The organism is Alteromonas gracilis, from assembly GCF_002993325.1.
Lineage (GTDB): Bacteria > Pseudomonadota > Gammaproteobacteria > Enterobacterales > Alteromonadaceae > Alteromonas > Alteromonas gracilis.
Window position 1 is genome coordinate 237,663 of record NZ_PVNO01000002.1, and the last position, 20,550, is coordinate 258,212.

A 20,550-nucleotide genomic window follows, 5' to 3' on the forward strand; every position below is an offset into this window, starting at 1 on the left:
TGCAATGAGCGCAATACACTTAGTAGATGATTCAGCAACCATGCTAATGAGTATGGAAATGCTGCTTAAACGGGCAGGCTATACAGTAACAAAATCAGAAAGTGCTGAAGCGGCTATGACAGCACTTGAATCAATATCGCCCAAGTTGATTATTACGGATTTAAACATGCCAGGTATGAATGGCATCGAGTTAATAAAAACATTAAAGCAGCAATCCAAATTTAGATTTACCCCCATGTTGATGTTAACAACGGAATCGCAGCAAAGTCGTCGACAAGAAGCGAAAGCGGCAGGCGCTACAGGATGGCTCGTCAAACCCGTTGAGCCAGAGCAATTGTTAGGTGTAGTAAAGCAGTTGGTACCAACTGCATAAGGTAAAAATATGAAAGTACTTGAAAAAGCAAAGCAGTATTACGAAACAGTGCTCGCTGAGAAAATAAAAGTGCTTAAGGAAAAGACAGGTAGCATGCAGGATTCGCTTTTACTTTGGTGCGGGCTGATGACCGTGGCAGTTGTAGGGGTAATAGGGTCGCTGAGTCTTCCTATTGATATTGTGGGCGTGCATGCGGGAGTTTGTGTCACTCTTTTAGCAGTGATGGCCTTTATGCCTTGGTATGTAAATCGACAAAGCCGCATTTTTGCTGCCAAATTAAGTAGCCAAGAAAGCTATTTGCAAGAGACCTCAATGCAGTTAGGCGAAACCCATTCTCAAGTTAATGATTATGTAGCCATATTAAAAGGGCAAATGGATGGAATAAGTGCAATAACTGAAGATGCATCGATGGAGCTAATGAAAGCGCTGTACGAAATTGAAAGCAGTATTCAAGACAGTATAGATAATGTTGAATTAGGTCAGAAAAATGCCATAAGTTGTAAAGAAAAAAGTGCCGACGAATTTAAAATTGCAGCTGAGCGCCTCTCCAATATAAAAGAAATGATCAGCACGCAGCGAGCGCAACAAATTGCAGATACTGAAGCTATTCAAGGGGTAATGCGTGAGGTTGAAAATCTTAAAGAGCTTACCGAACTGGTAAAAAATATTGCGTCCCAAACCAACTTGTTAGCGCTCAATGCGGCAATTGAAGCAGCGCGTGCTGGCGAATATGGCCGCGGGTTTGCTGTGGTAGCTGAACAGGTACGTATATTATCGTCACAGTCTTCAGAAGCGGCTGAAAAAATAGAGTCAGGAATAAAATCAGCGCTGGACGCTGCACATGTTCAAGGTGAAAAAATGCTTAATTCAACACGTGCGAACGATACGTGTGAATTATTAACTGGGTTTTCTGAATCGCTGGAAAATATAACGACACACTATCGTGTATTAGAAGAACTTAATCCTAAGATGCTGGCGTGTTTTTCGCAAAGTGCAACAGAGGTGGCTTTAAAGGTCAGTGGAGCAATCGCGAAAATTCAATTCCAGGATATTATTCGCCAGCGTACCGAGCACGTGAAACTAGAGCAAGATGCTATTGTAAGTTTGTTTGGACAGTTTTCGTCTTATATTAATAATCGCGAACATTTTGACGAGTCGTTTAACTTAAGCACTAAAGAAATGTTTGAAAAGTATGTGATGGAAGACCAAAGAAAAATTCACTTTGATATAAACGAATCCTCGCCTGGGGAGAAAAATGAGTTCGAAGAAGCTCGCGAGCCTAAGATAGAGCTTTTTTAACAAGCTCTGGTATAACAACAAATGCCAGTCAATTTTTGACTGGCATTTGTTGATGTAACCCTAAACGCGTTTTCGCTCTGTTTATGATATCGCCAGTTAGTTTTAAGGCGTTAGTTTTTGAAAGTAGCTGAGGAATAACCCTATACTGATTACAGGGTAATACGTTCAGACGTGGCGAACGCAACGTCCAATTTAAAATAGGCGGCTTCATTTATGAAGTGAGGATAAGTTTCGTTCTCACTATCCCACAGGATGTCTTTGCCGTCAAAAGTTCTGAACATGGGCATGCCAGGCAAGAGTGGCTCAAAGTCGTTGTCTTGCAATGCATGGTGGATCATAGCGGTGCGCTTGCCATTGTCATCCAAAGGGAAACCGACATTTTCACCTAAGCGAAACGCCTCACAGGCCGGCAGTGCGTCTGTTTTTATCTCTTGATTATTGTAAGCAATACAGAAATCTAAAACGGCTTCTGCCATGGTTTGCGTTAAAAGGTAAACATCTTCTCTTAACACGCCTTGGGGCTGCCCGCCCACTTCAATCATTACGCCTTTTTTACCCGTAGTACACAAGTAACCGTGGTCAAGGTAAGGCTTCTCGTCTTCCACCAGAATATTTGCTTCTGGCATTCGCTGTTTGACGAATCGCGCTAGCTGAGTGTGAAATTCATCCGCTTCTAGAATAATCAGCGTGGCACCCATTTCGCTGGTGGTGTTGTGAATATCAATAACAAAGTCGGTATTTGAATTGCCTTTTGGGCCAAGTTTTTCATTTAGAGATTTTGCAAGTATCGCTTCTTTGGCTGGGTTATTACTGGCTAAACGCTCAAAGGTAAACTGACGGTTTAAATCTTCTTCCACAAACCGCACGTTTGCTTCAAGCGCTGCTTCATTTGCAATTGTCAAAGAAACGCTTAATACATTGAATCGCGACGGCAAGCCAAACTGTTGCCAATTGCGAATAAGCTGAATACCGCTGGTTTCATTTCCATGAGTACCACCAACAAGAGCGATAGAATTAAACATTGCGTTTCCTTGTATAATTAATGCTTGAAGAAGTCGTCAGATTGTTGAGCCAACATGGCTTCTATTTCTTCGACATCAAAATCCTTGGGTGTTGCATCTTCGGCAGGCTTTCCTGCTATTTTTCTGTCTTCAGCAGCCCATTCACCCAAATCGATAAGCTGACATTTTTTGCTGCAAAAAGGGCGGTATTCGCTTGTTGGTGCCCAAACTACTTGCTTGGCACAAATTGGACATTTCACTTCCATAGTTCGCTCCAGTGTAATACCTTATATAAGGCTAATATCGTTGGCTTTACAGCCCAACGAATAACCAATAAATAGAGATTGTATGAAGTTTAACAGGCTGCTAAACGAAACTGAATACTGTCTTCGACAGCGCCATTTTGCCCATCTTCAGGAGCAAAGTTCATAAAGCGCAGTGCATAACGATATTTGTTTCCGCTCAGGGTAGGGTAATACCCCCCATCTACGCTGCATTTTACCCGAATAAGCTCGTTTTTGTCTTCGGCTGCGCCTTGGTAAAACCCGTTATCGGCAACGACTTCAACAAACTGACCACGCTCGCGTATAAAGGAAAGGCTTACAGCAATGGCATCATCTAGTAGACCTAGCGTTTCTAACCATTGCGTTATTTCTGTTTGACGCTGCTCTAACGGTTGCTGCAACCAAAAATGCAGGTTAGGTAAATCGAAACTACACGCGCCACCGGGAATAGCAAAGCGTTGACGAATAGCGCTTAACAGTTTGTCATCTTTAAGGGAACTGCCAAATCGACGATCTGTTTTTAGCTTTTGCTTTAAAGTTAAAACGGTCTTTAAGGCTTGTTCTAATGCTGTACTATCAATTTTCGGATGCTTTGACCAGTACACTAAGTTCTTTTCGTGGGCGTCGAGATCTTTAGTTAAATCTGAGCGCAAATCTAACCGTTCAATTAAATCTAGCAGTTCGAAAAGCTGTTCAAAAAAAACAAGCTGTAAATGGGTATGCTCGGACTTCGCCGTTATCTTAAGTTGTCCAAGCAGCTGCTCAACACGTAGATAGTTACGTACTTTTTCCTTTAGCGGAAATTCGAAAACAGCGTTACCCATGAAACCCCTTAAAACACGTTGATGTAGAGAATTGGCACGAGAGACGCACCAAAATTGAAACCGAACAGTAAGTTGCGTTAAGCCTAAAGCATCAATGCGTTTAAGCCAAGCACACTTGTAGGACAAATCTTTTGTTTGACGTTATTTGTTCAAAAAAGTTTCAAAAACTGCTATTAGACTGGGGGGGAAGTTATTATTTCTGTGGATATCGCGTCATAAGCACTTAATCAGATGATAATGCCAGCAGCGTGTTGTGGAGGTCTGCAATTTGTGCAGAAAGTGCAGATAGTGTTGTACTGTTATCTAAAACCGTATCAGCTGCTTCAATTCGCTCGTTTCGTGTGGCTTGAGAAGCCATGATATTTCTAATGGTTTCTTCTGTACTTCCATCCCGCTTTAAAGCACGCTCAAGCTGCATTGTTTCAGGGCAGTCTACAACAACCACGTAGTTACACATTTCCGTGAGCTTGTTTTCAACAAGTAGGGGCACAGATAAAATGCAGTAAGGGCTGGTCGATTCACTAATAAGGTGCTGCATGCGCAAGCGAATGAGTGGGTGTAGTAAATTGTTCAGCCAGTTTTTTTCATTGATGTCGGAAAATACTTTTTCACGAAGCGCGGCGCGATTAAGATTGCCATCTTCTAGTAGAATGCTATTTCCAAAGCGATTTTCTATTTCTTTTAGGCCTTCAGAGCCAAGCGCTACCACATCACGTGCTACTTCATCAGCGTCAACAATATCGATACCCAGCTTTTCAAAGTATGCTGTGGCTCCTGATTTACCGCTGCCTATACCGCCGGTTAGGCCAACTACAAACGGTTGATGTGGTGTTGTCATTTCTATATAACCTTGGGATGAATGCTCTTAGCCATGCTGTTGAGTTAAAGCACTGAGTTAAAGCACTGAATTAAAGCTCCGAGTTAAAGCAATTAGTAAAAGTACGGAGTGAATCAAAGCACATAGTCTAAATACGTGGTAATAATTTCGTGTTTAAACAACAGGGTTAACCATCCAGCTACAGCGAGATAAGGGCCAAAAGGAATAGCTAGCGACTTTCCTTTGTTTTGAATAATCATGATCAGAATACCTGCAATCGCGCCAACAAGTGATGACAGTAATATAATAACGGGCAGCCCTTGCCAGCCGGTAAATGCCCCGAGTGCAGCTAACAATTTAAAGTCGCCGTAACCCATGCCTTCCTTGCCTGTAACCAGCTTAAACAGCCAATATACCGACCATAAACTTAAATAGCCTGCCGCTGCGCCAATAATAGCATCGGTCGTACCAACAAAAATGTTTTGAGTGCTCAACAGTAGCCCAAGCCAAAGCAGAGGAAGGGTGAGCTGGTCGGGCAGTAACATTTTGTCTAAATCGATAAATAGCAGTGCAACAAGCACATAGGTGAACGCGACAGCCCACAGCGCTTGAGACGTAACGCCAAACTGATAGGCCGCGAATGTACAAGCTATTGCTGTGAAAAGCTCAACAAGCGGGTAGCGAATTGAAATCCCGGTTTTACATTCCGCGCATTTACCTTTTAAAAACAGGTAGCTGATAACAGGAATATTTTCCCACGCACGAATTTTATGACCGCAGCTTGGGCAGGTACTGTCGGGTTTTATAAGGTTAAAAGGCTCGTCTGGCGTGGCTGATTTATCATTAGCAGATGTGGAAATACCCTCATTTCCGCTATCGCTAAAATAGCTTTCATACTCTTGCTGCCAGCTGCGCTCCATCATGATAGGCAAACGGTAAATTACTACATTTAAAAAGCTGCCCACCATTAGGCTTACAAGGAAAACAAGGCAATAGAAAATAGCGGGGTAGAGCTGGCTAAGCGTTATGATGGCATCCATGAAGTGTAGGTCTTTTAATTTTATTAATGGTCGATAAAGGGCTTGGCGTTTAGCCTATTATAAAGCGCCGTTAGCAGGCGCTTTAGCTAAATTCAATTTATGTGCTTTAAGCTAAGGGTATTTATAATTTTGCTTTCGTACGTTATACCACGTTACCCATTTCGAATATAGGTAAGTACATAGCCACAATCAGGCCACCGATAACTACACCCAGTACCGCCATGATCATAGGTTCAAGCAAACTGGTTAAACCGTCTACCATGTCATCAACTTCAGCTTCGTAAATGGTGGCTATCTTGCTTAGCATTTCGTCTACGGCACCGGACTCCTCACCAATGGCAATCATCTGGGTCACCATGTCGGGGAATACTTGGGTAGCGCGCATAGCAACATGCATAGGCATACCGCCAGCCACTTCTTTACGAATATATAGTATCGCGTCTCGGTAAACTGCGTTGCCGGAAGCCCCAGCGGCCGATTCAAGTGCACCAATTAGCGGAACACCTGCCGCAAAGGTAGTGGCCAAAGTGCGGGTAAAACGAGCGATACTGGCTTTTTTCAGTATTTCGCCAATAACCGGAATTTTTAAAATGTTGCGGTCTACACTATCGCGTAACTTTTGGCTGCGCCTATGAGCACGCACAAACATAAAGCCTGCAGCAGCCACACCCATGGCGATAAAAATACCGTAGTCTTGCACAAAACGCGAAATCCCAAGCACAAATACGGTAAACGCGGGCAGCTCAGCGCCAAAACTACTGAAGATTTCTTCAAACTGGGGCACAACGAAAATAAGCAATATAGTTGTAACAATAAAAGCAACAACCAAAACGGCGATTGGGTAGAACATCGCTTTCTTGATTTTTGATTTTAGTGCTTCAGCTTTTTCTTTATAGGTGGCAATTCGGTCATAGATGGTTTCAAGGGCACCCGACTGTTCACCGGTATAAACCAAGTCACAGTATAAATCATCAAAATAGAGGGGGTGTTTTCTCAATGCAGAAGATAGCGGATTACCTGATTTAACTTCTTCAGTAATTTCGCCAAGCAATTTGCGCATTGACGGGTTAGCGTGACCTTGCGCGATCATTTCCAGGGATTGAATAAGGGTTACACCAGCGGCCAGCATGGTAGCAATTTGCCGTGAAATAACAGAAATATCAGCGGGGGTAATTTTCTTGGCGCCGCCAAACAGAGGTGTTGCGAGTTTTTTTACTTTATTCGCAGAAATTCCTTGGCGACGGAGTAGATTTTTTGCTTCTGAGAGCGAAGTAGCTGAAATTTCGCCTTTGCGAGCTTGACCGTTACGATCTTTTCCCTGCCAAGTGAATACAGTAGCTGCTTTTGCCATAAACTTTAATCCAAAAAAAATTAAAAAACCCAGTCAAAAACTGGGTTTTATGGTTTCAAACGTTGGCAACTAGACCTAGCAAAGAGTTGTAGGGTTGCAAGTAGCAGTCCACGTAACGTTACCGTTTCCGCCTACAGCAGGTGTAAGAGTATAGGTCGCAGGGGTAGTGCCGTCTGATTGCGTTACGCCAGAATCAGCTGATGCGGTTGCAACGATAGCTCCATTAGAAGTTGACACTAGTACCATTGCAGTTGTGTAGCCATTAGTAGCGGTAGTAATATCTGTTGGAATTCCGTTAGAACCGCCATCACAGTTCGCTAAGGTATCGTCAACAGTCTGAGCACAGATTTCTACAGCCGTTTTTGCTGCTGCCGTCGCATTAGTAACTTCAGTAAAACGCGCTTTTTGCGTGTAGTTCTGATACGCAGGCAACGCGATTGCTGCAAGGATACCGATAATGGCAACAACAATCATTAGTTCGATTAGGGTGAAACCCTTTTGGTTTTTAGTATTCATGTTCATCATGGTTTTTCTCCGGGACGCGTATAACACGCTAAGTTAAATCTAATTCAAATTGACGTTTATACCCGAGTCGTCCTTTTCAACGCCCCTGGTACTTGATACTCAGTATAGAATTTTATTTGGTACTGACAAGTATAAGCGAATATACGTATGTCTAGCTTTTGCAGTATGACATGGTTCGCTAGCCCATGGCAGGCCTGTTTACTTAAACTTTCGTATAAATCTTAATGACTTAGCTATGTATATCCATTTATACACAGAGAAACATGACGAGAAATAACTGGGGATTTGCGCGAGTTGTCGTATCTATGGCCATACTACAACTCACGCTTTTCTGCTTCGCTACAAACTAAGGTGTTGGCACCTAGTTAGCTGTCTAAAACGCCTTTATAAACTCTACTACTAAGACAAAGTAATCCGCAGCGACAAATCAATCGCCTGAACATGTTTAGTTAAAGCGCCAGATGAGATGTAATCTACACCTAGTTGTGCAAGTGATGCCAGTCGTTCATCAGTGATGTTTCCTGATACTTCCAGTTTACATTGACCTTTATTAAGCGCTACTGCCTGTTGGATCTGTTCGTTAGAAAAGTTATCTAGCATTACAATATCTGCACCTGCAGATAGGGCTTGCTCAAGTTCTTCCAAATTCTCTACTTCTACTTCAACAGGCTTACCCGGCATCATCGACTTCGCTCTGCTAACAGCTTTTTCAATATTGCCGCAAGAAAAGATGTGGTTCTCTTTAATCAGAAAAGCGTCGAACAGGCCAACACGATGGTTTTGACCACCGCCACAGCGCACTGCGTATTTCTGTGCATAGCGAAGGCCGGGCAAGGTTTTGCGGGTATCTAGAATTTTAGTATTAGAGCCAGCTAAGAATTTAGCGTAAAACGCGGTTACGGTTGCAGTGGCTGATAGGGTCTGCAAAAAGTTAAGTGCCGTGCGTTCAGCAGTCAATATGGCTCGAGCAGAGCCCTCTAAACTCACCAGAACGGTGTCGGCTTCAACCTTATCACCGTCTTTTACATGCCAGGTTAGCGATACAGACTCATCGATAAGCGCAAACGCCTGGTTTGCCCATGCGATCCCGCAAACAACGCAAGGCTCCCGCGTAATAATAGTGGCTTTTGCATTAACGCTCTCATCTATCAAGTTTGCGGTAATGTCGTTCGCGGCATTTAGCTCGCCGCCAAGATCTTCAACAAGCGCGTTAGATACTTGCTCTCGAATTGCTTGCATGTCTGGTGATGTCATCTTCATCGCTGTGATCTGTGTTATGGTCTACTTAAAGGGTACGCAATATTAACCAATCTCCGCGCTGAGTAAACTCTAATTGGCGAAGAACGCTCATTCCAAGCAGTATATGGTCATCTTGCATACCGGGGTTTAAGTTTGCTTTTACATCGCGCACCACAATTTCACCTATGCGCAACGTATTAATGGTCGATTCGACAACTCTCACTACGCCATTGGCTGTGCTGGCTAACCCTTCACGCCCTGCTTTGAGCTGCAGTTTATTTGCCAGGTGAGCGGGTACGGCCACGTCGGTCGCGCCGGTATCCACAAGAAATACAACCTCTTCGCCATTGATATAACCTGATGTTACATAGTGACCTTGGCGATTTTGCTTAAGACGGACCTCGGTTTGGGAACCAATACGCTCGGATGTTGGTTCGGTATTGGGGTTGATTTGTTTTTCTAGCAAATCTGAGAAGACAAAAACCAGTAGCCCAAAGCCGCAAATCCAGGCAAGCGCCACCATCCATTTGCCCGTTGATGTTGTCGGGTCTTGTTGTTCATTCATGCTTAACCCTTTCTATTCATGGTGTGCATTATACCTTAAACAGTCGGTTTTTCTGCAAAGGCCTAAGCGAAAGTCTAGGGCCAGGCTTAATTATTTGCCCAGACCATTGACTAAATAAACTGGTCCAAATCACTGGAAGCTTTTATAGCTCTATACACTTATAAACCTATACAATGTAGGCTACTACGCAGAAAATCAATTATCGAAGCAAATATCATGGTGCTCTACAATAACGCTCGCTACACATCGAGCCCGCATTTCGACGCCCGTCCTGACGGCACAGACGTAAGCCTACTAGTCATACACAATATCTCACTGCCGCCTTCACAATTTGGTACGCCTGGCATTCGACAATTGTTTACTGGCACGCTAAATCCAGAAGAACATCCTTTTTATAAAGAAATTGCTGGTTTACGGGTTTCCGCTCACTGCGTGATATATCGAACCGGCGAAATAGAACAATTTGTACCTTTCGAGCAGCGGGCATGGCATGCAGGTGTATCTTCATTTCAGGGCCGTAGCCGCTGTAATGATTACGCCATTGGTATTGAACTAGAAGGTACAGATACCTTGCCCTTTACCGATGCGCAGTATAAAGCACTCGGTGAACTCACGGAATTCATTACAAGGCACTATCCTCGGATCACTTTAGGGCGTATCGTAGGTCATAATGATATTGCGCCTGGTCGAAAAACTGATCCGGGCGAGGCATTTGATTGGGCAAGGTACAGAATGCGCGTTGCTGGGCTTTCGTAATAAAACTCAGGTCCGCCGCAGGAACAAGGAAACACAATACCTATGATGTTAATGAGCTTGCTATTAGTTCTCAGTCTTGAACGGTTGATAACCAAAACACCGAATTGGCATATCGAAAAGTATGCCGCTCAATATCGTGACTTTCTTCACGATAAAGGTCTGCTAAAGCTTAAAAATAGTGAAGAAGAAAGTGAGAGGGAAACTAATGAAGAAAGGCCATCCGCTCCCTCTGCGGCACTTTATTTCTCTCTCTTACTTCCAGCAGTGCTGCTTGGGGCCATTGAATATTGGTTGCTTGGGGCATTTCTCACCTTTATTGAACAGAGCATAGTATTGTTTATTTGTATTGGCTGCCCGGTATTGAGGGCGGTCTACAAGAATTTTCTTAATGCTGCTGACCGGGGCGATCTTCAGGCATGCAGTATGTATACCGATCAATTAGGGCATTGCGGCAGTCAAACAGACAGTGACGGCACTGCCGGAGCAGAAGGTAAAAGCTTTGGTCAACATCTTACTTGGCTTAACTATCAGCATTATGCAGCAGTGATGTTGTGGTTTATCGCCTTTGGTGCACCGGGGGCGTTGTTCTATAGCTTAAGTCGAAGCACAACGGAAGCATTGTGTGATGCTAATCATCCTTTAAAGGTGGCCGCAGGTAGGCTCATGTTTGCGCTAGATTATATTCCTGTCCGGATAACGGCCTTCGGTATGTTGATGATGGGACATTTTTCCCGAGCGCTTCCAGAGTGGCTAAAATATGCCCTTCAATTCGATGTTTCTGCATACGATGTGCTGACAAAAATTTCCTCAAAAGCCGAGGTGCTCACGCCAGATGAACAGCAGCTACAGGCTGAAAATGCAGCAGTAGAGCCCAAGGTGCTTGTAAAGTTAGCAAAACGTAATGTTATTTTTCTGCTAGCCATTACCTCGGCTTTAACACTTGTAGGTAGCTTGGCATAGCCAATATTTTTAACATTTAATAAGTGCCAAATGTTTGGTCTGTTTATAATTTGTAGACAGATCAAACCCTTCGCGTCTCATCATTCCTTTGTTTCGCCTCATCAGACCAGTTCTGATTGTTGCGCTTTTCTTAACAAATTCAACAATAAAGCTTAACACGCAGCAATTCTCACTGTGTTTGCTATGCTTGTGAGTATTTACCTCGAAATCGATCTGTCTTAAACTAGATAGGTAAAATGGTATTACCAATTGTGGCTGTGGAATAATTATCTCTGATTATTTTTTACATTCACTGCTGTTATATCAGCGCTGGTTTAAATTAAAGGATAAGTGCAACGCATGCGGCAGCAGCGAAAAAAACTCTCTGATGTAATTACCGAGCAACTCGAGTCAATGATACTCGACGGTACCTTGTTGGCGGGTCAAAAACTGCCGCCAGAAAGAGAGCTTGCGCTTGAATTCGATGTTTCTCGACCTTCGTTGAGAGAGGCCATTGGCAATCTACAGGCACGCGGATTGGTAGAGCGCAAGCAAGGCGGCGGTACATTTGTAAATCGCAACCTTAATTCTGCCATGACCGACCCGCTGATGGACTTAGTGAGTCAGCGCCCTGAAACTCAGTTTGATTTGCTTGAATTTCGTCACGCCCTTGAAGGAATGGCGGCTTATTACGCGGCGCTTCGCGGTCAACCAGAAGACTATGAGGCATTAAAGCAAGCATTAAATGACGTGCCTACGCCCAAAGCCCATGAAAGTAAACGTGCTCAAGCAGAGGCGCTAGGTCAGTTTTACATCATTATGGCAAGAGCATCGCACAATATGGTGCTGTTGCATGTGATGAGCACCATGCAAAGTATGCTGGTGGACAATATTGAACGAAATTTTGACATGTTGGCAGCGCACCCTGAAGCAGTGGAAGACATTGCCAAGCAGCGTCGTGAAATTGTAGAAGCTATTGCATCTCGCGACCCTGAAGCTGCGCGTCAAGCATGTAATACGCATTTGGCGTTTATCGAAAAAACGCTTTTAACCATTAATCAACGCGATACACGTGTACAGCGCGCATTGCGACGATTAGAAATTTAGTTACTTAGCTTTGCTTTCAAAAGAGCTAGTTAGCTATTCATTCGCAGAGGCCGGTCAGGTTTTTTCCTGTGCCACTGCAAAAGCAGGTGAGCCAGATTGGGTCACTGTGAGTACAACGTAATTTAGTTTTCCTTCTTTTAGCGCCTTTATGATAAGAGGCAATGCTAAGGGAGGATTTTCTATATAAGCAAAAAATAGGATGGCACCATGTCTGATATGATGCACCAAGATGTAGATCCTCAAGAAACTAAAGAGTGGATTGATGCGCTTGAGTCGGTTTTAGAAGAGGAAGGCGTAGAACGCGCCCACTATTTACTCGAAAAACTTATTGATAAAGCACGTCGCAGCGGAGCGCATTTACCGTATGACGCTACTACTGCCTACATCAATACTATCCCAGCAGCGCAAGAACCAAAAATGCCTGGTGACTTGACCATCGAAGCGCGCATCCGTGCGGCGATTCGTTGGAACGCGTTGATGATTGTATTGCGTGCATCGAAAAAAGATCTAGAGCTTGGTGGCCACATTGGTAGCTTCGCATCATCGGCTATGCTTTATGATGTAGGTTTTAACCATTTCTTTAAAGCACCTAATGAAAACCAAGGCGGCGACTTTATTTTCGCGCAGGGCCATATTTCTCCAGGAATTTATGCGCGTTCTTACATGGAAGGCAATTTAACTGAAGAGCAGTTGAATAACTTCCGTCAAGAATGTGCGGGCGATGGTCTATCGTCTTACCCACACCCTCACTTGATGAAAGACTACTGGCAGTTCCCAACCGTATCTATGGGGCTTGGTCCGCTTCAAGCAATTTACACAGCACGTTTCCTTAAGTACCTAACTAATCGTGGTATTAAAGACTGCTCAGGTCAGCGCGTATACTGCTACATGGGTGACGGTGAGTGTGATGAGCCAGAAAGCTTGGGTGCAATTGGCCTTGCGTCTCGCGAAGGCCTAGACAACCTAACGTTCGTTATTAACTGTAACCTACAGCGCCTAGACGGCCCTGTACGTGGTAACGGCAAAATTATCCAAGAACTTGAAGGTACGTTCCGCGGCGCAGGCTGGGAAGTAGTGAAAGTCATTTGGGGCAGCTACTGGGATGAGCTACTAGCTCGTGATAAATCAGGCAAGCTAATCCAGCTTATGGGTGAAACAGTAGACGGTGAATACCAGAACTGTAAAGCCAAAGGCGGCAAATATACTCGCGAGAACTTCTTTAACAAGTACCCAGAAACAGCGGCGCTTGTGGCGAACATGTCTGATGATGACATTTGGCGTTTGAACCGTGGTGGTCACGACCCAGTTAAAGTATTCGCAGCATATCAAAAAGCGATTGATACAAAAGGTCGTCCAACAGTCATCCTTGCTAAAACGGTTAAAGGTTTCGGTCTTGGTGCATCAGGTGAAGCACAAAACGTAGCGCACAACGTTAAGAAAATGGACGTTGAGTCAATCAAAGTATTCCGCGACCGTTTCAATATTCCAGTAGCAGACGACAAGATTGCTGACTTACCTTACTTCAAATTCGACGAAGATAGCGAAGAAATGAAGTATCTTCGGGCACGTCGCGAAGCACTAGGTGGTTACCTGCCTTCTCGCCGTGAGCAAGCCGAAGAGCAGCTTGAAATTCCTGAGTTAAGCGCGTTTGACGCTATCTTAAAAGGTTCAGGCGACCGTCAAGTTTCATCAACCATGACCTTTGTTCGTGTACTAAATGCGCTACTGAAAGACAAGAAAATTGGTAAGCGTATTGTGCCAATTATTCCTGATGAAGCCCGTACCTTCGGTATGGAAGGCTTGTTCCGTCAGGTAGGTATTTACGCCAACGAAGGCCAGAAATACGTACCTCAGGACGCCGATCAGGTAGCTTATTATCGCGAAGATAAGAAAGGCCAAGTACTTCAAGAAGGTATTAATGAGCTAGGTGCAATGGCATCGTGGGTTGCGTCGGGTACGTCTTACTCAACGTGTAACGCTACCACTATTCCGTTCTACATCTACTACTCAATGTTTGGTTTCCAACGTGTTGGCGACTTAGCATGGGCAGCAGGCGATAGCCAAGCACGTGGTTTCCTTTTAGGCGCAACAGCAGGTAGAACAACCCTTAACGGTGAAGGCCTTCAGCACCAGGACGGTCACTCTCACGTTCAGGCAAACCTTATTCCTAACTGTATTACTTACGATCCAACATACGGTTACGAAGTAGCAGTTATCATTCAAGACGGTCTACGTCGTATGTACGGTAATAACGAAAATATCTTCTATTACCTAACGTTGATGAACGAAAACTATCAGCACCCTGCAATGCCTGAAGAAGAGGGTATTGAAGAGAAGATTATTAAAGGTATCTATAAGCTTGAGCGTGTTGAAAACGACAAGTCGAAGCTTAATGTACAGCTGATGGGCTCGGGCACTATCTTGAACGAAGTACGTAAAGCGGCACAAATTCTATGTGACGATTACAACGTGTCTTCTGACGTTTACTCAGTGACCTCGTTTAACGAACTAGCGCGTGAAGGTCAAGACGTAGCGCGTTGGAACATGCTAAACCCAGAAGCTGAACAAAAAGTACCTTACATTGGTCAGGTTATTACGAAAGACGCAGGCCCTGCGATTTCTGCCACTGACTATGTGAAGAACTACTCAGACCAAGTACGTGCATTTATCGACACTGAATACCGCTGCCTAGGTACAGACGGTTTTGGTCGAAGCGATAGCCGTGAAAACTTGCGTACTCACTTTGAAGTTAATGCGTCATACATTGTGGTGGCATCACTTTATGAATTGGCTCAGCGCGGTGACGTTGAGAAGAAAGTGGTAGCAGAAGCCATTAAGCGTTTTGAAATTAACGCTGAAAAACTTAACCCACTTTACGCGTAAGCCAGATAAGGTATTTTACATATGTCAGATATTCAAAAGATTATCGTACCCGATGTAGGTGGCGACGAAGTTGAAGTTATCGAGCTATGTGTTGCCGTAGGCGACAACATCGAAGCCGATGAAGGCGTTGTTACTGTTGAAAGTGACAAAGCGTCAATGGACATCCCTGCACCGTTTGAAGGTGAGATTGTGAGCCTGTCTGTATCAGTAGGCGATAAAATCAAAGAAGGCGATGTGATTGGTGAAATGAAAGTTGCTGGTGGCGATAGTGCTGCTGAAGAATCATCTTCAGACGATGCTTCACAAAAAGAAGCGCCAAAGCAAGAAGAAGCACCTAAAGAAGAAAGTAAATCAGACGCAGCACCAGCTGCCTCTGGCGGCAGCGAAGTGATTGAAGTTGCCGTGCCAGATATCGGTTCTGACGATGAAGTTGACGTAATCGATGTATTGGTTTCAGTGGGCGACACCATCGAAAAAGAAGATGGCCTCATTACCCTTGAGACCGATAAAGCGACCATGGATGTTCCTTCAACCCATGCGGGTACCGTAAAGGAAGTACTTATCAGTAATGGCGATAAGGTTAAAGAAGGTACGGTAGTGATCAAGCTTGAGATTGCTGGCGAAGGCGGTTCAAGTGGTTCGTCTTCAAACGAGGCCGCAGAGGAGTCAGAATCGGCATCAAGCAAAGATTCAAGCCAACAGGATGCTCAACAAGAATCGACGCAAGAAGAGTCAAGTGATGCTTCAAGCAGTGAAACCATTGAAGTAGCAGTGCCAGACATTGGCGAAGACGGTGAAGTTGACGTTATTGATGTGCTTGTGTCTGTTGGCGACACCGTTGAAAAAGAAGACGGCCTAATTACGCTAGAAACTGATAAAGCCACCATGGATGTACCTTCAACACACGCAGGTACTATCAAGGAAGTCTTTATCAAAACCGGTGACAAAGTTAAGCAAGGTACTTTGGTTGTTAAACTAGAGACCAGCGGTGGTTCGTCTTCACAAGCGTCATCAGAACCGAAAGCTGAAAAGCAAGCTGACGCGCCTAAGCAAGAAACGCCTAAGCAAGAGTCGCAGCAAGAGGCCTCGCAAGGTCGTTCACCGGTACCTCCTGCTCCTGAATCAAAAGGTAACGGCAAAGCGCACGCGTCGCCTTCGGTACGCCGAATTGCTCGCGAATTCGGTGTAGATCTAACTCAGGTTAATGGCTCTGGCCCTAAAAACCGTATCTTGAAAGAAGACGTTCAGGCTTACGTAAAAGCTGAGCTTGCGAAACCTCGCACAGCAGCGGCTTCTGGCAGTGCGCCAGCAGGCGACAACGTACTTCAAATTGTACCGGTTAAACCTGTTGATCACAGCAAGTTTGGTGAGATTGAAGAACAGAAACTTTCTCGTATTCAAAAGATCTCTGGGCCGTTCTTACACCGTAACTGGGCGACGATTCCGCACGTTACACAGTTCGACGAAGCCGATATCACTGACGTTGAAGAATTCCGTAAAGAGCAAAACGCTTACCACGCGAAGATTAAGTCTGGTCTTAAGATCACGCCACTTGTTTTCGTAATGAAAGCGGTAGCAAAAGCCCTTGAGAAATACGAAGTATTCAACTCGTCACTGTCTGACGACGGCGAAAGCTTAATCATCAAGAAATTCATCAATATTGGTATTGCGGTTGAAACACCGGGAGGCCTTGTTGTACCTGTTATTCGTGACGTGAATAAAAAAGGTATTGAAGAACTTTCTCGGGAGCTGATCGAAACATCTAAGAAAGCCCGTGAAGGTAAGCTTAAAGCAGCGGATATGCAGGGCGGTACATTTACTATCTCTAGCCTTGGTGGTATCGGCGGTACAGCGTTTACGCCTATTGTAAATGCACCAGAAGTCGCCATATTGGGTGTATCTAAGTCTGAGATGAAGCCTAAGTGGAATGGTAAAGAGTTTGAGCCGCGCTTGATGGTGCCGCTAAGCCTGTCTTATGACCACCGAGTAATCGATGGTGCGGTAGGTGCAAGATTCTCTACTGAGGTTGCTGCAAACCTAACTGACTTACGCAGAATCATACTTTAAATAAAAGGCCGAAAAAGTTTACAATATCAGTAACATTTTCGATGATTTTATCAGCCTTTTTGACGGCATTTAGGTTATGCTATTACGCAAAAGTAATAGCATGACCCTACAAGAACAGGATTGAGGTTCACAATGAGCGAAATTAAAACGCAATTGGTGGTACTGGGCGGCGGCCCTGGCGGTTATTCAGCAGCATTCCGTGCGGCTGACTTAGGTATTGAAACGGTTATCGTAGACTCTCGCGACACCCTAGGTGGCGTTTGTCTTAACGTTGGCTGTATCCCTTCAAAAGCCCTTCTTCACGTTGCTAAAGTGATGAAAGAAGCGAAGCACCTTGCAAGTCACGGTGTGTCGTTTGGCGAGCCAACCATCGATTTAGATAAAATCCGCGAGTACAAAGACGGCGTTGTTAAGCAATTAACGAATGGCCTTAGCGGTATGTCTAAAATGCGTAAAACCAAGCATGTACAAGGCTTCGGTAAATTTACAGGCGCAAACACCCTAGAAGTAAAAAATGGTGACGACGTTACTACTATTACTTTTGAAAAGGCGATTATTGCTGCAGGTTCTGAGCCGGTAAGCCTACCGTTCATTCCAGAAGATGATCGTGTAATCGACTCAACTGGCGCACTGGAAATGAAAGATATTCCAGAAAAAATGCTAGTACTAGGCGGTGGTATCATCGGCTTGGAAATGGGTACTGTGTACGAAGCACTTGGCTCAAAAATTGATGTAGTTGAATTCTTAGACCAGCTAATTCCAGCAGCTGACAAAGACATCATGAAAGTATTCATGAAGGACTACAAAGAAAAATTCAACATTATGCTAGAAACCAAAGTAACTGCGGTTGAAGCAAAAGACGACGGTCTTTATGTAACGTTTGAAGGCAAGAATGCACCTTCAGAACAAGTTCGTTACGATAAAGTATTGGTTGCTGTTGGCCGTAAGCCAAACGGTAAACTAGTTGGCGCAGACGCTGCTGGCGTTAATGTTGACGAGCGTGGCTTTATCAATGTTGATAAGCAAATGCGTACTAACGTTGACCACATTTTCGCAATCGGTGACCTTGTAGGTCAGCCAATGCTTGCCCACAAAGCAGTACATGAAGGTCACGTTGCAGCAGAAGTTATCGCTGGGCAGAAGCATTACTTCGACCCACGCGGCATTCCTTCAGTAGCTTACACTGAGCCAGAAGTTGCTTGGGTTGGTGTTACTGAGAAAGAAGCGAAAGAGCAAGGCTTAAGCTACGAAACAGCGACATTCCCATGGGCTGCGTCTGGTCGTGCTATTGCCTCTGATGCAACTAACGGTATGACCAAGATGATTTTCGACAAAGAAACAGGTCGAGTTATTGGTGGTGCAATGGTGGGTACTAACGCAGGCGAAATGCTAGGCGAAATTGGCCTTGCACTAGAAATGGGTGCTGATGCAGAAGACGTAGCACTTACCATTCACGCTCACCCAACGCTTAACGAGTCTATCGGTCTTGCGTCTGAAATCTTCGAAGGAAGCATCACAGACTTGCCAAATCCGAAAGCGAAGAAAAAGAAGTAAACGTCTTTTTCGCGAATTAATTAAAACCCGCTCAACGAGCGGGTTTTTTGTTATTTACATTAGTAAATTCTGCGCAATATCTCTATTTTCAGTCGTTCGAATAAAGAACAGAACTGGAAGATAAAGGAACCAACTGTTGGCTTTTATCTAGGGCCAAAAGATGATTCGTTTTAACCTCTTTGGCATTGTGCAGCACCAGATGAATGTCGTTATCAGCATGCAGCGCCACATTAGATAGGTTTACGCCGTTTACATCATCAAACACCATCGCAGGTCTAAAATCATACGCTCGGGTTTTAAGTGAAATATCCTTGAGCGTTATACCTTTTACGTGTCTTACAAAGAGCCCCCAACTAGGAAGCTCTCCAAACATGGTATATTCAGGGTAAGCATCTCGTACTTGTGGTACTAGGAATAGTTGGTCATGGGGACGGTATGCTAAACCTTTGTTGGCTCTTCCAGGATAGCTGATGGTAATGTTTTCAAGAATAACGTTTTCTACAAACGCGTCCGGTAAACCCGTAATTGAAGCAGGGATAGGATTGAAGAACGCGTTTAACCCAGGCCCTCGCAAATCGTAGTCAATATCGGCTCTATCAAAGCTAATTTCAGCATTTACGTTGCTGATCACCACATTTCTTATTTTGCCTAGCGGTGTATCTTTAGGCACGTCTCTATTGCGTTGGCCTAGACGTATAAAAATAGCGCATCCCACATTTTTTGCATCTACGTTTTTCACACTGACATTTTCGAGAATTGCGCCGTCTACAGTTTCAAGCGCTATTGCACTTCTGTAGGTGTCAAATACAACAATGTCTTCAATTTTTACATTGTGAAAACCATTTTGACTTTCCGTTCCAAATTTAATGCCGTTAGAGCTAGAACGCAGTGTACAATTGCCAATGAAAATATCGTTGTTGCGCATATTTTTCTTGGTTGTAGATTTAAGGCAAATCGCGTCGTCCGCAGCATTTACAAAGCAGCCAGTAATGCGGACATGCTCACAGTCATTGATGTCAATGCCATCGTTGTTCCAAAATGCGTCGCTTTGAACCACGATATTGTCAATGTGTAAATCGCGGCATGCTGCGTAGTGTTGAACCCATGATGCGCCGTTTTGAACAGTTATATCGTAAATTTTTATCTGGTTACACGAATGCATTGCAATTACATTGGGGCGATGGCGAGAGCGATTTCGGCGTGCATTAAAATCTTCTTCGATGCGTTCTTTGGCGTGATGAAGCCGATTTATATTTAGTGCCAACTTACGGCCTTGTGCATTGATAGTTCCTTGGCCAAATATACCGATATTGTCGCAATCGTGTGCTTCGATTAGCGCATGAACCTTACCATCGTCAGTTTCATAGTGTCGAATGTCAGTGCTACCGAGCAAGACAGCGTCTTTATCTAGCTCTAGACTTATGTTGCTCGACAGGTGAAGTGTTCCTGAGTAATAGATACCTGCTGGAAACCAAACCACACCCGATTCGCCACTGTCAACTACAGCCTGAATGGTTGCTTGAATGGCGCCAGTATCTAATGACAGTCCGTTTCCTGTTGCACCAAAGTCCTTTACGCTGAAACGTTTACCTTTTTGGGGAGGTTCACGCTTACTCGGTTTTCGTGTTGCGTTAAATTGCTCGTAGTATTGAGTGAGCATTTTTGCATTCAAAGCGTGTGAGAAGCATGAGGTTGCAGCTATCGTAGATAGTGCTGTTTTGATGAATTTTCGTCTGGATAGCGGAGCAAACATAGCTAACAATCCTTTTTTCTTTGTTGGGGTTGTCGAGCGCCGCTAAAAATAAACGGAAAAAATCGACTACGCCCTAAAACAGGTCATTCTAAAACGTAACTAGTTGTTGAATTTGGAATTTTTATAATATTTTCATGGTGTTGATTCAAAAATTAACGATAAATACCTAAGAT

At 44.2% G+C, this 20,550-nt stretch carries 18 protein-coding genes; 8 read left to right on the forward strand and 10 right to left on the reverse strand.

Annotated elements, in window-relative coordinates; translation table 11 throughout:
- Positions 1-4: 4 nt before the first annotated feature.
- Together C6Y39_RS01775 and C6Y39_RS01780 are read left to right on the forward strand one after the other, a co-directional pair.
- Complete coding sequence (locus C6Y39_RS01775) at positions 5-373, forward strand: response regulator (RefSeq protein ID WP_105929607.1); 369 nt, start codon at positions 5-7, stop codon at positions 371-373.
- A 9-nt stretch (positions 374-382) separates the two neighbouring features.
- Positions 383-1,672: a methyl-accepting chemotaxis protein gene (locus tag C6Y39_RS01780; protein ID WP_105929608.1), complete on the forward strand. Its 1,290-nt coding sequence runs from the start codon at positions 383-385 to the stop codon at positions 1,670-1,672.
- Between the two features lie 149 nt (positions 1,673-1,821).
- Here C6Y39_RS01780 and C6Y39_RS01785 read toward each other — a convergent pair whose 3' ends face one another.
- The 9 genes from C6Y39_RS01785 to C6Y39_RS01825 form a co-directional block, all read right to left on the reverse strand.
- A complete protein-coding gene (locus C6Y39_RS01785; RefSeq protein ID WP_105929609.1) occupies positions 1,822-2,694 on the reverse strand; it encodes an aspartoacylase in 873 nt (290 codons plus the stop codon).
- 17 nt (positions 2,695-2,711) lie between these two features.
- A complete protein-coding gene (gene yacG, locus C6Y39_RS01790; RefSeq protein ID WP_105929610.1) occupies positions 2,712-2,939 on the reverse strand; it encodes a DNA gyrase inhibitor YacG in 228 nt (75 codons plus the stop codon).
- 89 nt (positions 2,940-3,028) lie between these two features.
- Complete coding sequence (zapD, locus tag C6Y39_RS01795; RefSeq protein ID WP_105929611.1) at positions 3,029-3,781, reverse strand: cell division protein ZapD; 753 nt, start codon at positions 3,779-3,781, stop codon at positions 3,029-3,031.
- Positions 3,782-4,004: 223 nt separating this feature from the next.
- Positions 4,005-4,619 carry a dephospho-CoA kinase gene (gene coaE, locus C6Y39_RS01800; RefSeq protein WP_105929612.1) on the reverse strand — a complete coding sequence of 205 codons (615 nt, stop codon included), beginning with the start codon at positions 4,617-4,619 and terminating at the stop codon, positions 4,005-4,007.
- 113 nt (positions 4,620-4,732) lie between these two features.
- The gene (locus C6Y39_RS01805) at positions 4,733-5,638 is read right to left on the reverse strand and encodes a prepilin peptidase (protein WP_105929613.1); all 906 of its coding nucleotides are present in this window, start codon (positions 5,636-5,638) and stop codon (positions 4,733-4,735) included.
- Between the two features lie 142 nt (positions 5,639-5,780).
- Positions 5,781-6,989 carry a type II secretion system F family protein gene (locus C6Y39_RS01810; protein ID WP_105929614.1) on the reverse strand — a complete coding sequence of 403 codons (1,209 nt, stop codon included), beginning with the start codon at positions 6,987-6,989 and terminating at the stop codon, positions 5,781-5,783.
- A 75-nt stretch (positions 6,990-7,064) separates the two neighbouring features.
- Positions 7,065-7,514: a pilin gene (locus C6Y39_RS01815; RefSeq protein WP_105929615.1), complete on the reverse strand. Its 450-nt coding sequence runs from the start codon at positions 7,512-7,514 to the stop codon at positions 7,065-7,067.
- Between the two features lie 399 nt (positions 7,515-7,913).
- Positions 7,914-8,768 carry a carboxylating nicotinate-nucleotide diphosphorylase gene (nadC, locus tag C6Y39_RS01820; RefSeq protein WP_105929669.1) on the reverse strand — a complete coding sequence of 285 codons (855 nt, stop codon included), beginning with the start codon at positions 8,766-8,768 and terminating at the stop codon, positions 7,914-7,916.
- Positions 8,769-8,799: 31 nt separating this feature from the next.
- Positions 8,800-9,318: a retropepsin-like aspartic protease family protein gene (locus C6Y39_RS01825; protein ID WP_105929616.1), complete on the reverse strand. Its 519-nt coding sequence runs from the start codon at positions 9,316-9,318 to the stop codon at positions 8,800-8,802.
- A 216-nt stretch (positions 9,319-9,534) separates the two neighbouring features.
- Between C6Y39_RS01825 and ampD the strand changes: the two genes are divergently transcribed.
- The 6 genes from ampD (at position 9,535) to lpdA (ending at position 18,624) form a co-directional block, all read left to right on the forward strand.
- Entirely contained in the window at positions 9,535-10,074 is a 540-nt protein-coding gene (gene ampD / locus C6Y39_RS01830) for a 1,6-anhydro-N-acetylmuramyl-L-alanine amidase AmpD (RefSeq protein ID WP_105929617.1), read from the forward strand.
- A 42-nt stretch (positions 10,075-10,116) separates the two neighbouring features.
- Positions 10,117-11,034, forward strand: a complete 918-nt coding sequence (gene ampE / locus C6Y39_RS01835) for a beta-lactamase regulator AmpE (RefSeq protein ID WP_105929618.1) — start codon at positions 10,117-10,119, stop codon at positions 11,032-11,034.
- Between the two features lie 339 nt (positions 11,035-11,373).
- On the forward strand, positions 11,374-12,120 hold the full coding sequence (gene pdhR / locus C6Y39_RS01840) for a pyruvate dehydrogenase complex transcriptional repressor PdhR (protein ID WP_024016767.1): 747 nt from the start codon (positions 11,374-11,376) through the stop codon (positions 12,118-12,120).
- A gap of 207 nt (positions 12,121-12,327) precedes the next feature.
- Positions 12,328-15,003 carry a pyruvate dehydrogenase (acetyl-transferring), homodimeric type gene (gene aceE, locus C6Y39_RS01845; protein WP_105929619.1) on the forward strand — a complete coding sequence of 892 codons (2,676 nt, stop codon included), beginning with the start codon at positions 12,328-12,330 and terminating at the stop codon, positions 15,001-15,003.
- A gap of 21 nt (positions 15,004-15,024) precedes the next feature.
- A complete protein-coding gene (gene aceF, locus C6Y39_RS01850; protein ID WP_105929620.1) occupies positions 15,025-17,070 on the forward strand; it encodes a pyruvate dehydrogenase complex dihydrolipoyllysine-residue acetyltransferase in 2,046 nt (681 codons plus the stop codon).
- 132 nt (positions 17,071-17,202) lie between these two features.
- Positions 17,203-18,624, forward strand: coding sequence for a dihydrolipoyl dehydrogenase (lpdA, locus tag C6Y39_RS01855; protein WP_105929621.1), 1,422 nt, complete (start codon positions 17,203-17,205; stop codon positions 18,622-18,624).
- Between the two features lie 88 nt (positions 18,625-18,712).
- On the opposite strand, the gene C6Y39_RS01860 is transcribed toward lpdA, so the two are convergent.
- Positions 18,713-20,377, reverse strand: a complete 1,665-nt coding sequence (locus C6Y39_RS01860) for a glycoside hydrolase family 28 protein (RefSeq protein ID WP_105929622.1) — start codon at positions 20,375-20,377, stop codon at positions 18,713-18,715.
- Positions 20,378-20,550: the final 173 nt, after the last annotated feature.

Coding starts and splice junctions, on each gene's coding strand:
- C6Y39_RS01775 (WP_105929607.1), top strand. CDS start 5: ATGAGCGCAATACACTTAGTAGATGATTCAGCAACCATGCTAATGAGT.
- C6Y39_RS01780 (WP_105929608.1), top strand. CDS start 383: ATGAAAGTACTTGAAAAAGCAAAGCAGTATTACGAAACAGTGCTCGCT.
- C6Y39_RS01785 (WP_105929609.1), bottom strand. CDS start 2,694: ATGTTTAATTCTATCGCTCTTGTTGGTGGTACTCATGGAAATGAAACC.
- yacG (WP_105929610.1), bottom strand. CDS start 2,939: ATGGAAGTGAAATGTCCAATTTGTGCCAAGCAAGTAGTTTGGGCACCA.
- zapD (WP_105929611.1), bottom strand. CDS start 3,781: ATGGGTAACGCTGTTTTCGAATTTCCGCTAAAGGAAAAAGTACGTAAC.
- coaE (WP_105929612.1), bottom strand. CDS start 4,619: ATGACAACACCACATCAACCGTTTGTAGTTGGCCTAACCGGCGGTATA.
- C6Y39_RS01805 (WP_105929613.1), bottom strand. CDS start 5,638: ATGGATGCCATCATAACGCTTAGCCAGCTCTACCCCGCTATTTTCTAT.
- C6Y39_RS01810 (WP_105929614.1), bottom strand. CDS start 6,989: ATGGCAAAAGCAGCTACTGTATTCACTTGGCAGGGAAAAGATCGTAAC.
- C6Y39_RS01815 (WP_105929615.1), bottom strand. CDS start 7,514: ATGATGAACATGAATACTAAAAACCAAAAGGGTTTCACCCTAATCGAA.
- nadC (WP_105929669.1), bottom strand. CDS start 8,768: ATGACATCACCAGACATGCAAGCAATTCGAGAGCAAGTATCTAACGCG.
- C6Y39_RS01825 (WP_105929616.1), bottom strand. CDS start 9,318: ATGAATGAACAACAAGACCCGACAACATCAACGGGCAAATGGATGGTG.
- ampD (WP_105929617.1), top strand. CDS start 9,535: ATGGTGCTCTACAATAACGCTCGCTACACATCGAGCCCGCATTTCGAC.
- ampE (WP_105929618.1), top strand. CDS start 10,117: ATGATGTTAATGAGCTTGCTATTAGTTCTCAGTCTTGAACGGTTGATA.
- pdhR (WP_024016767.1), top strand. CDS start 11,374: ATGCGGCAGCAGCGAAAAAAACTCTCTGATGTAATTACCGAGCAACTC.
- aceE (WP_105929619.1), top strand. CDS start 12,328: ATGTCTGATATGATGCACCAAGATGTAGATCCTCAAGAAACTAAAGAG.
- aceF (WP_105929620.1), top strand. CDS start 15,025: ATGTCAGATATTCAAAAGATTATCGTACCCGATGTAGGTGGCGACGAA.
- lpdA (WP_105929621.1), top strand. CDS start 17,203: ATGAGCGAAATTAAAACGCAATTGGTGGTACTGGGCGGCGGCCCTGGC.
- C6Y39_RS01860 (WP_105929622.1), bottom strand. CDS start 20,377: ATGTTTGCTCCGCTATCCAGACGAAAATTCATCAAAACAGCACTATCT.